Raw genomic sequence first — 1664 nt, 5'->3', positions numbered from 1 at the left:
CTGTTGCGTAGACCGCGCAGTAGTCGGACTGGATACTTTGACGAATAAACAAGCGCTATCCCATTCTTGCCACAGTGCCAAATCCGCGAAAAGGGCTCTGCGCCTTTTTCGCTGAAGCCTTCTTAATTGGCGCTTTCTTTGCGGCGGCTTTCTTGGCTGGTGCCTTCTTTGCCGCAGCTTTCTTGGCTGGTGCCTTTTTGGACGAGACCTTGAGAATCAATGATTTCTTCGCTGTGGACATGATCGTCTGTCTTTMAAAGTTAGCTTTTGGCTTTAAAGGCTTCGGGTGCTCCGTCGGCCTCGGCCAGGTTCATCGCTAGGCGAACAGAGTCTGCGCCGGCCAACGGCACTATCACGCCAAGCCAAAATGACTCGTCGGCCATCGTTGTGTAAGTGGCATACCCGTCCTTAATGGGGCACTCGTCAATCAACCCTGGGGTGAAAGTGTTGTGAAACAGCCAGAATACTTTCGTTGCGGTACTGCCGTCCGGCACTTTTACTCGTGTTTCGATCTGGCACTGTCTACCGCCCACATTACTCACCTTGACCAATACGCGATAGCCCTGTGCATCAGTAGGTCCGAAATCCTTCATGGGTTCGTCGTCTATCGCTTGCGCGGCAGAGTAACGACGAGTCACCTCCTTGATAGTTGCTTCGTCCACACCTTCGGCCATCAGCCTTGTTTCCGTTCTAGTCAGTGTGTCCGCGGGTACTTTGTAAAGGGGTTCCTTTCGGAATTTGACTTCGATATCGTTGATGCTGCTTTTGATGTCCTGCATCTGTGCCGACAGATCAGAATATGAACTGCGCAACTCAGCTGGCAAGAACCGCATGGCCCATAGGTAAACGAGCAGGAAGCCGAAAAATGCGAAAGAAATGGCAATGACGATGCCAGGCGTTCCATTGCCGGCACTAGTGCTTCCCGAAATCGCCTGCGTCAACCACACCCCAAGGACGTTGGAGCGCTCTTCGATGGCTCTCAAATTCACCAGGCTCAGACCCACAATCATCGTTGTCAGCCAATCGGCGATGCGTTCCAAACTCGTATTGGGGCGGATCCCCTGCTGCGGTTTCTCGCCATTGCCTTCTTTCACCTGCACGCCTGCACCGCCCCAGTTGGGCGATCCAAACAGCAACCCGAGCATCCCACCAGCCGAAAAGGCACCGACGCATGCAAGCACGGCCACAAATCCACCGGTAAGACTGTTCCAACCTCCGGTACTGCGCGACGCCAAACCATACATGAAGGCGCAAAGGAGACCGATAAGCGAAGAGAAGGCAATGACCACAATGGCCAACGCAACCTGAGAATTGTTGTTGTTTGGCGCAAGGATCCTCCACCCGAATCGTAAAACTCGGAGCCGACACGTCACACATCCTTTGTTAAACATGGCAGTTAGTCCTTTCGCTTTTTACRCAGCGCCGAGCCGAAACCGCGGAAAGGGGAATCCTTTCGTTCAGGAATTGGCTGCGGAGATGGATGAGGACGCGGATCAGGATTCGGATTTCGGCCGATTGCAGATATCGATGACATGGTCTCTCCTTTTTAGCGTCGCGAGTTCTTCTTTGCTGAGCYGAATCCGCGAAATGGCGTTTCGGTTGTCGGCCGGTTATTTGGTGTCGGCGGTGAATGCGGAGGCGGAGGCGGAGGCGGAGGCGGAGGC

The 1664-nt window shown here is 53.9% G+C and carries 3 protein-coding genes; 1 reads left to right on the top strand and 2 read right to left on the bottom strand.

Annotation, left to right across the window (positions count from 1 at the left end):
• Positions 1 to 55 precede the first annotated feature (55 nt).
• Positions 56 to 241, bottom strand: coding sequence for a hypothetical protein (locus AC1D1X_RS22625; RefSeq protein ID WP_477668877.1), 186 nt, complete (start codon positions 239 to 241; stop codon positions 56 to 58).
• 19 nt (positions 242 to 260) lie between these two features.
• Positions 261 to 1298 carry a hypothetical protein gene (locus tag AC1D1X_RS22620; RefSeq protein ID WP_477699259.1) on the bottom strand — a complete coding sequence of 346 codons (1038 nt, stop codon included), beginning with the start codon at positions 1296 to 1298 and terminating at the stop codon, positions 261 to 263.
• Positions 1299 to 1476: 178 nt separating this feature from the next.
• Here AC1D1X_RS22620 and AC1D1X_RS22615 point away from each other — a divergent pair.
• A partial coding sequence (locus AC1D1X_RS22615; protein WP_477699258.1) for a hypothetical protein occupies positions 1477 to 1664 on the top strand: 188 nt, incomplete at its 3' end.

Source organism: Polaromonas sp. P1_G4 (assembly GCF_056405475.1).
This window is presented reverse-complemented; position numbering and strand designations above follow the sequence as displayed.

Bases quoted from the DNA above. Each gene is read 5' to 3' on its own strand.
- AC1D1X_RS22625 (WP_477668877.1), bottom strand. From the start codon at position 241: ATGTCCACAGCGAAGAAATCATTGATTCTCAAGGTCTCGTCCAAAAAG.